Genomic DNA, 9,955 nt, shown 5'->3' on the forward strand with positions numbered 1-9,955 from the left:
TATAAGCCTATGCACCAATAGTATAGTTGAAGTATTAGATTATAAAAGTCACTTTAGGCAGAAAGAAGTCCTGCGAGCCGAGATATGGCGCTGGCAACGGGGCGCAGCCCTACAAAATCTGCATTGTTCGGCTAGGGGCAGTCCCCTCGTGGTTGCCCTTCTTCGCTTCGCGTAACATCAGAATAACAGTTTTTCAACCTAAGCAGCCGATTTATGAACAAGCGCATTTTTCACATGGCAAGTCTACTCGTCATTGCAAATGGATGTCTCGTGCTGCTGGGTTGGCAATTTGACATCTCCCTACTCAAAAGTGGTTTTCCCGGTATGACTTCGACCATGAAAGCAAACACGGCAATTTGCTTTTTGCTGGCTGGAGTGTCTTTGAGATTGTTGCAGTACCAAAGAAGCCGACTGCACCATCGCATCGCTCAAGGGATGGCAGGATTGATAATCATCATGGGTCTGCTGACGCTGAGCCAGTATATTTTTGGTTGGAAGCTGGGTATTGATGAGTGGCTTTTCCGAGATTTCGTGTCTTCAGCGACTCCTTATCCGGGAAGAATGGGAGTAAATACCGCCCTAAATTTTGTGCTGATGGGACTAGCACTGTTACTGTTAGGGCAAAATTCCCAACGGGATACTTGCTTGGCTCAAATTTTTAGTAGTGTTGCAACTTTAATTTCTCTACTAGCTTTATTTGCACACCTATTCCATGTCGATATTCTTGAACGTTTGGCCACAATTACGACGACTCAACCCCTAAACACGATCGCCACCTTTTTCATCCTCTATGGAGGAATTTTATGGCTCCGCCCCAAGGAAGGATTAATGCAAGTAGTAACAAGTCCCCTAGTTGGCGGAGTAATGGTTTGGTGGTTGCTGCCTTGGGCGATGATCTTTCCAGTGACACTGAACTGGTTCACTCTTCAGGGACAAAATTTAGGCTGGTATAACGCTAATTTTGGCTATACATTGCGTTCAACTGTTATGGTTGTCACGTTCTCAATTCTCATCTTGGGGACGGCTCGCTCTTTAAACCAGATAGATTACAGGCGCCAAAAAGCGGAAAAAGAAATTAAAAAACTTAACCAAACTTTAGAAATTCTTGTGACTGAACGAACAGATGCTTTACAAAAATCGCAGGCTCGTTTTGCGGGAATTCTAGAAATCGCCAATGATGCAATTATTTCAGTCGATCGCACTCAACGTATTACCCTGTTTAATCATGGGGCAGAAAAGATGTTTGGCTATAAAATTGAGGATATTTTAGGGGAGCCACTGAATTTACTGCTGCCAGAACAGTTTAGAGATGCACATCCGCAGCATATCAAACAATTTGCACAGTCTTCTACCAGAGCGCGAAGGATGGGAGAACGAAGCGAGATTTTGGGTCGTCGTCAAGATGGAACGCAGTTTTCGGCTGAAGCCTCTATTTCTAAGCTGGAAATGAGAGACGAAACGGTATTTACTGTTATTATGCGCGATATTAGCGATCGCCAAAAAATTGAGATGGCTTTACGAAACAGTGAAGAGCAGTTTCGCCATGCGTTTGAAGATGCCTCTATCGGAATGGCGATCGTTTCACTTGATGGGCACTGGATTAAAGTCAATCCTGCCTTATGTCAGATTCTTGGCTACTCCTCAGAAGAGTTGTTAGCGTTAACTTTCCAAGACCTTACCCATCCTGACGATTTAGACTCGGATCTTAGTTATGCAAATCAACTATTAGCAGGAACAATTTCAACTTACCAACTGGAAAAACGGTATTACCATAAACAAGGACATATAATTTGGATTCTTCTTGATGGCTCGCTAGTACAAGATGGACAGGGAAATCCACTGCATTTTATTGCTCAAATCCAAGACATTACGGCTCGGAAAGAAGCTCAAAAAACGCTAGAGCTTCAAAGCGTTATCATGAATAACATGGCAGGAGGAGTGTGTTTAATCAAAGCCTCAGACCTCATGATAGTCTATACCAATCCTACCTTTGACGCTATGTTTGGCTACACAGAGGGCGAACTCGCAGGTCAATCCGTTGGTATCTTAAATTATGTCGATACAAAGGTTACACCAGATGTAACCGTTCTAGATATCGTAACTCAAATTGAACAGACCGGGGAAGCGAAATATGAAGTCCACAATAGAAAGAAAGATGGAACTCTCTTTTGGTGCAGAGTTAATACATCCATGTTTGAGCATCCTGAATACGGAACTGTATATGTTGCCGTTCAGGAGGACGCAACAGAGCTAAAACTGGCTGAGCAAGCCTTGCAAGCTACCACAAATCGCCTCAACTTTCTTCTAAACTACAGCCCCGTGGTCATTTTTAGCAGTAAACCTGCTGGCGATTATGGAGCAACTTTCATCAGCGAAAATATCAAAGATGTATTGGGCTACGAAAGCAGGGAGTTTTTAGAAGATTCTAAATTTTGGGTGAATCACTTACACCCAGATGATGTAGAACCAGTGGTTAATGGGTTAGCAAATCTATTCGTTAATGATTTTTACTTCCACGAATACCGTTTGAGTCGCTCCGATGGGGTTTATCGCTGGATGCTCGCTCAGCTTAGGCTAATTCGAGATAATTCAGGTACACCAGTAGAAATCTTGGGATATTTAATTGACATTAGCGATCGCAAACAAGCTGAGTTGGAATTTCAGCAGGCAAATGAAGCAAACCAAGCCAAGACTGTCTTCCTCGCCAATATGAGCCACGAACTCCGCACCCCCCTCAACTCAATTTTGGGATTCACGCAATTGATGAGCTATGATAGAAATCTGACTCCTTCTCTCCAAGAACGTTTACAGATTGTCAATCGTAGCGGTAGACATTTATTGGACTTGATTAACGATATTTTAGATTTATCCAAAATAGAGAGCGGACGGATGACCCTCAATCCTTCTGAGTTTGATTTGACAAGTTTGCTGACTTCTATTGAAGAAATGTTCCAAGTTAAAGTCCAATCTAAAGAATTGCAACTCATTTTCGAGCTAGCTCCCGACATTCCTCAATTTGTGCATAGCGACGAGAAAAAACTATATCAAGTCTTGGTCAATCTGCTCAGTAATGCGATTAAGTTTACCAACCAAGGAAGCGTCACCCTACGGGTAAGAGCAGCACAAAGAGACAAAACATCCTGTCACCTATGTTTTGAAGTTGAGGATACAGGCGTGGGAATTGCGCCCACAGAAATTGATAGCCTATTTAAGGTATTTGTGCAAGCCGAAGCCGGGAAGAATTTGAGTCAAGGCAGTGGGCTTGGTTTAGCGATAAGTCAAAAACTCGTCAAACTCATGGGCGGTCAAATTCGGGTTAAAAGCACTTTGAACCAAGGTAGCACTTTTTCTTTTGAGATTGGTGTACAGTTACCTCAAGCAGAATCCTTACCCCCAGAATTAATTAATCAAAGAGTAATTGGTTTAGCTCCCGGACAACCGACTTACCGCATTCTTATTGTTGAAGATTTAGAAGAAAATCGCCGCTTGTTAGTCGAGCTCCTTACCTCGGTTGGTTTTGAGGTGAGAGAAGCAAAACAGGGAGTGGAGGCGCTCTCACTGTGCGAGACTTGGCTGCCGCACCTGATTCTGATGGATCTACGAATGCCGATCGTCGATGGCTACACAGCTACTAAATATATTAGAGAACGCCCTAAGAGCCAAGAAACTCTCATTATTGCTTTAACTGCCAGTGTTTTGGAAGAAGATCGAGAGAAAGTTCTTATGGCTGGCTTTAACGACTTTATAAGCAAGCCCTTTCAGCAGAGAGACATCTTTGACAAACTAGCTAAATATTTGGGACTGCAATATATCTACGAAGTCGTAGAACAAACTCCACAAAAACAATTAGTTGAAACGGTGTCTATTGAATATCTATCCATGATGCCCCCTCAGTGGTTAGAACAAATGTATCAAGCCGCTTACTATCTCGATACGGAAGTTATGAACGAATTAATTTTACAAATTCCCGAATCCAAATCAAGTTTGTCCAAAGCACTAACGGATTATATCAATAATTTTAATTCTGACCGAATTATGGAGTTAATTCGACCTCTGCTGCCGAATCCACTGTAGTTATCGAGTTTAAGGACAAAGAAGCTAGAGTGCTTTCAGCAGTGGCTATATTTCCAATAGAAACAAACCGGGGAAAGGATTTGGAAGTTTTTGGAGATGTCTATTGCAGATATCCATCAGCATGAGGAAATGGCATACACATTAGATGGAATGTGCTGTATCATATAGCAATTCTATTTCGTGTGTGAAGGGGATTGATTTTTTTTACTAACCGCAGAGGGCGCAGAGGTCACAGAGAAAGAGAAAAGAGAGACATAAATGATTGATTTAACCGGAAAGGTAATTTTAGTAACAGGTGGCTCGAAAGGGATTGGTGCAGTGACGGTGCGGACTCTGGTTAATGCTGGGGCTGAGGTGATTTTGCATTACTTTCGCAGTCAGAAAGAAGCGGAAGCGATCGCAGCAAGTGTTGCGCGCGATCGCTGTTTTTTATTAGCAGCAGATTTGATGGTGGAAAACGCGGCTTCGACTTTGTGGCGAGATGCTTTAAAATGGCGCGGTCATATTGATATTTTAGTTAACAACGCGGGGATTATGCAGTCAGCGGGTATCGAGGATAAATTCGATATTTGGTCTTCAGCTTGGCAGCAAACTCTACAAGTTAATTTAATTGCCGTTGCCGATTTGTGCCGGGAATCTATTCTGCATTTTCAAACTCGCAGAGTCGGTACAATTATTAATATAGCAAGTCGCGCTGCTTTTCGCGGCGATGACCCGAATTATCTGCACTACGCTGCTTCTAAAGGTGCTATTGTTGCTTTAACTCGCAGCATTGCTAGAGGGTTTGCGGCTGATAATATTTTGGCATTTACAGTTGCACCGGGATTTGTCAGTACAGAAATGTCTAATCAGTTTATTCAGGAGTTCGGTGAAGCTGATATTATTCGCGATATCCCGATCGGCAAAATCGCTCCTCCTCAAGATGTTGCTAATGTTATCGCGTTTTTAGCATCCGGTTTGGCTACGCACGCTACCGGGACTACGATCGACATTAACGGAGCTTCTTATGTGCATTGAGACAATTACTGTAAAATACCTCTCAAGGCTCACGCTGACATCTTTTAAAACCAACTAATTTATCACTTTAGCAAGACGCTAAAAACATCATAAATCATTTAGGGTTAGATAAAAAGATAGTCTGAGGAAATTTGATTATGACAACCGATAATGGTAGCAACACAAAACGAGTTGCCATACTCATCGAAAATGGAGTGGAAGATTCGGAATTTTTAGTTCCTTACAACGCCTTAAAACAAGCAAATTTTGATGTAGTTGTCCTCGGTTCGCGGACAAACGAAAAGTATGCAGGGAAACAAGGAAAAGTTGCCCAGCAGGCTGACGGAACTACCACAGAAGCAGTACCCGCAGAATTCGATGCAGTGATAATTCCCGGCGGTATGGCTCCTGATATGATGCGGACTAATCCCAATACAGTACGTTTTGTACGAGAAGCTTTTGAGCAAGGAAAAATCGTCGCTGCTGTTTGCCACGGCCCGCAAGTTTTGATTGAAGCCGACTTGCTAAAAGGCAAAAATGCCACAGGTTTCTTGGCAATTAAGACAGACATGATCAATGCCGGGGCTAACTACATTAACGAAGCTTTAGTAGTTGACGGCAACTTGATCACTTCCCGCCAACCGGGAGATTTAGCAATATTTACCACCGCAATTCTGGCTCGCCTCGGTTACGGCGGAAAAGAAGTCGGTTTGCCAGAAGAAACTGACACAAATGCAGAATGGTGGAAATTAGCTAATGGTTGGGGAGGTTCTACACAAGGCGACATTGTTAAAGGTTTGAATACCGCCCTCGCAGGGGAACGCTATGCTTGCGAAGCGTTTCAAAATTATGCGGAAAAAACGCAAGATAGCGATTTGCGATCGCTCTTGAGAGAAATGATTCAAAACAAACAGAACCACATCCTCGCTCTGGAAAAACGCCTCAACGATTTTGGTGAAAAACCCTCAATTCCTGCCCAAATTGCTGACAAATACGCTAAATTAAAAGCTTCGATGCAAGGAACAGATGAAACGTTCTTACTGCGGAGCACTCTCGGTGAGTTGCAAACCGGTGTTGTCGATGTCAACAACCTGCGGGTGAAGTTCACAGATCCCGTATCAACTGCCATTTTGACAGAGATAGAATCGGATTTGTCTAAGTGTGAGCAAGCCGTTGCTAAACTCTACCGCGCCCGTGCAGTTTCCCAGGAAATTAAGTCGCCTAAACCTTCGACTAGCCCTGCTGTAAAAATGTAATCAGCAAGAGTATCAATAAGTTTGTAGTTTTGTTGAGAGGTGAAAACCTCCACCAATATCGCAACTACAAACTTGCTCTGCAATCCTACAATATACGCCTTTGCGGTAAAATAAAACCCAAGACTAAAAAGCAGATATTCAACTAACTGCAAGGTGGAGGGTTTTAGTGAAATACCCAAACTAAACGGAGTACCGTTATAATTCGGGCTTCGTGTCTCGTTTGCTGTCGCTCTATTGGGGATATTCATTGCTGAATATTCGTCCTCAAAGACGATCGGAGTCTTACACAGCATCTCTGGGCTTTTACGCCCTTTATCCCCTCGTAGGGAACCCACGCAGAAGTCCTATTTCCTAAGACCAAAAACTATTTTCGTACAACAAACATGGGTTATTTTTTACAGCAGGGCATACCATACTAACCAGCGGTCTGCCTTTTCCTCCTTTCTCTCGCAGTTTCCCGGTAAGCATCTTACTGCTACTATGACCGTTTTGTTATTACAGCCGAGTGAGTGGGTCGCAACCATCTATATATTAACTCAAATCAACTCTATATGCCAACTCTTTCTATATTTTTGTTTGGCTTATATCCCAACACCGAACCGGGTACAGTTACGGTGTGGGACTTACGCCAATTGAGTTAAATGGGTTTTATTTTTGTTTCACCGGGACACGGCGGGTTTGAAGGAAGCTTGCGGCACCAGGGGGCGGTACAAGCCCCCGGATTCATCCGTGCAGAAATAAAAAATATAGTATCCGATAAGCAGCCCCCGGATACATCCGTCAAGTCGCTTTCTTCAATTCTAAAATCAAAAATCAAAAATCAAAAATCAAAAATCAAAAATCAAAAATCAAAAATCAAAAATCAAAAATCAAAAATCAAAAATCGATTAACCAGCCCCCGGATACATCCGTAAAGTCGCTTTCTTCAATTCTTCAATTCTTTAATCAAAAATCAAAAATCAAAAATCAAAAATCGATTGATTTGTTCCCTCTTCCTTTAGACAGGAGACACCTGGGCTATAAATGCGCTACTCTGTTGCCAATATTTTGATGAGGAAAAAAAGGCTGTGGTTCCCTTACGCGATGAAAATCCCATTACTATCACTCCCTACGTCACCTACGGGCTGATTGCCGCAAACATATTAGTATTTTTGTACGAACTCAGTTTGGGCGATCGACAATTAACCCAATTTTTCTACTCTTGGGCCGTAGTTCCTTGTCAGTTAAGCAGTATGTGTCGGGTTGCGCTGCCAGTTTCGCCATTTCCCGAATGGACGACGCTAATTAGTTCCCAATTCCTGCACGCAGGCTTTCTCCACATTGCGGGAAATATGTTATTTCTGTGGATTTTTGGCAACAACGTAGAAGACCGTTTAGGACACATCAAATTTATAATATTTTACCTTAGTTGCGGCGTTTTAGCGTCACTAACTCAGTGGTTTTTTTCCTCAGCATCTGCCATTCCGTCCCTAGGTGCTAGCGGCGCGATCGCAGGCGTGATGGGAGCTTACATTCTCAGATATCCCCAAGCCAAAGTTCTGACACTGCTGCCCCTGGGAATCTTTTTTACCACTGTCAGAGTCCCCGCTTTCTTCTTTCTAGGATTTTGGTTTGCACAGCAAGCATTGAGTGGCTTGGCTTCCTTGAATGCCCCGGCAAGTGTCGGCATGGAATCCGGGGGAGTTGCCTACTGGGCTCACGCCGGCGGCTTTGTTTTCGGCGCTATTCTCGGCCCTTTGTTGGGATTGTTTTCGGAGGAAAATCAGATTTAATTTTTTACCGCAGATGAACGCAAATTAACGCAGATTAACTGCCCAGAAAATCGGCGTTTATCTGCGTTAATCTACGGTTTCAAACCTCTTATTTGTCTTAAAGCTCGGTGCTATGCTTGGCTCTTTGTTGGCATTGTTTTCTGAAGATAATCAGATTGATTTTTTCACCACCGTGATATCATGTCCGATCGATTGAACGCGATTAAAGGCCGGGGCGGGTTTACAAATTTTCCCGTTTCTATTCAATATCTTGGTGAACCCGCCCCTACAGGAATCATGGTTAATCGACCGGACATGATATGAACCAAAATTAACGCAGATAAACTGCCAACAAAATCTGTTTTTATCTGCCTTAATCTGCGGTTTCAAACCTCTTATCTTTTTAGATAAACGTGAAATCAAATTCCGAAAGAGAAGAAACCCCAGTTACACCATTTAACTTCGCCAAAATGCGAGAATCGCCGCCAGTGACGTTATTGCCATTGCCGTCATAAATAATGTAAGTATTGCCGCCGGAATCGTAGGCAAACAAGAAAGCACTTCCTCCCAGAATATTTGCAGAAACAGTTGTCTGCACATTCAGCAGAACTTGGGTGTTACCGCCCAGATTCGCAAATCCGGGGGCAAAATTAAACTGATCGGCGATCGGCACACCGAGACCGTTAAAATCAGTAATCACATCGTATCCGCCCGCCGCGATCGCAGCCTCGATCGCCGCCGAAGAAGCCGCATCAAAGCCAGGCCCACCTTGTGCAGGGCTGGTATAGCGGTATTGATTGCCGCCGCCGCCCCCCCTCATGGTATCTGCGCCGAGGCCCCCTACGAGCACGTCGTTATCCACACCGCCGTTAATCGTATCGTTGCCGCCTTGACCATCAATAGTATCGCTGCCCGCCAAACCGTCCAAATTGTCGGGCAAAGAACCCCCAACTAAATTGTTAGGCCCGCTATCTGCAGGCAAGATTTGAACGGTGATAGTACCTACGCCCGGAATTGTCCCGAATCCGTCGCTGACGCTGTAGGTGAAAGCAGTTGTACCCGCTACGTTGCCGGGGATGAATTGGACTTGAGAGACAAGATTTACAGCTATCCCCAGTTGCGGTGTGCTGACATTGATAATGTTGAGCGTCCCTTTTTGCGGGCTGGAATCGTTGGCCAGCACATCAATGAAAGTGGGCAGCGAATTATTCGTACTCGTAAATACGATGCCGTCATTGACAGCAATCGGCGACAGGGTACTTGGAACAGTTACGGAGGTATCGAAAGAATTGATGTTAATCGCCACTGACGCTGCTGCCGTGCCGCCTTGGTCGTCAGCTACGCTGTAGCTGAAAGAACCGGCTGGCCCGATCGCGTTTGTTCCAGGTTGGAATTTCAGCCCGAGTAAATCCTGAACAGTTAACTTTTGGTTCACGGCGATCGGGTTCGTACCGGTAATTACCTGACCAAAAGTAGGATTGGGAAGTCCGACTACCGCGATCGACAGTGGATCGCCCTCCGGGTCGCTAGGTGCCGAAATGCTCAGAGACAGAGGCAAATTCTGCAAACCAGTCACCGTCTTGCCCGCTTCCACGATCGGCGGCTGGTTAGGAGTCGGAGATGTAAAACTCGGCGGAGTCGGCCCCCCGCCCAAAGGCGGAGGAGTTGGGGTTGTCGCAGTTGGAGTCGGGACGATCGAAGGGCTCGGACTCGGAGTTGTCGCGCCCGCAGTCGGATTCGGACTCGTACCCGGAACCTGTGTCGGCAATGGCTCCGTTATTGTCCCGCCGCTATTAGTACCTGTCCCGCCGCTATTAGTACCTGTCCCGCCGCTATTAGTACCTGTCCCGCCGCTATTAGTACCTGTCCCGCCGCTAT

The 9,955-nt window shown here is 44.6% G+C and carries 5 protein-coding genes; 4 read left to right on the forward strand and 1 reads right to left on the reverse strand.

Translation table 11 applies throughout. The features are described from left to right. The first annotated feature begins 213 nt into the window (after positions 1–213). From QUB11_RS21440 to QUB11_RS21455, 4 genes are all read left to right on the forward strand, one after another. Positions 214–4,074, forward strand: a complete 3,861-nt coding sequence (locus QUB11_RS21440; protein WP_333391679.1) for a PAS domain S-box protein — start codon at positions 214–216, stop codon at positions 4,072–4,074. A 258-nt stretch (positions 4,075–4,332) separates the two neighbouring features. After that, positions 4,333–5,091, forward strand: coding sequence for an SDR family oxidoreductase (locus QUB11_RS21445; RefSeq protein ID WP_333391681.1), 759 nt, complete (start codon positions 4,333–4,335; stop codon positions 5,089–5,091). Between the two features lie 137 nt (positions 5,092–5,228). After that, positions 5,229–6,326 (forward strand): DJ-1/PfpI/YhbO family deglycase/protease, encoded by a 1,098-nt coding sequence (locus tag QUB11_RS21450; RefSeq protein ID WP_333207013.1) that lies wholly within the window; start codon positions 5,229–5,231, stop codon positions 6,324–6,326. Positions 6,327–7,393: 1,067 nt separating this feature from the next. After that, entirely contained in the window at positions 7,394–8,098 is a 705-nt protein-coding gene (locus tag QUB11_RS21455) for a rhomboid family intramembrane serine protease (RefSeq protein WP_333391683.1), read from the forward strand. Between the two features lie 382 nt (positions 8,099–8,480). Here the strand turns inward: QUB11_RS21455 and QUB11_RS21460 are convergent. Continuing rightward, positions 8,481–9,955 (reverse strand): Ig-like domain-containing protein (locus QUB11_RS21460; protein ID WP_445300861.1); only part of this gene is annotated, 1,475 nt, incomplete at its 5' end.

It is taken from the genome of Microcoleus sp. B6-A1, assembly GCF_036705085.1.
In the GTDB taxonomy this organism is placed as follows: Bacteria; Cyanobacteriota; Cyanobacteriia; order Cyanobacteriales; family Microcoleaceae; genus Microcoleus.

Coding starts and splice junctions, on each gene's coding strand:
- QUB11_RS21440 (WP_333391679.1), top strand. CDS start 214: ATGAACAAGCGCATTTTTCACATGGCAAGTCTACTCGTCATTGCAAAT.
- QUB11_RS21445 (WP_333391681.1), top strand. CDS start 4,333: ATGATTGATTTAACCGGAAAGGTAATTTTAGTAACAGGTGGCTCGAAA.
- QUB11_RS21450 (WP_333207013.1), top strand. CDS start 5,229: ATGACAACCGATAATGGTAGCAACACAAAACGAGTTGCCATACTCATC.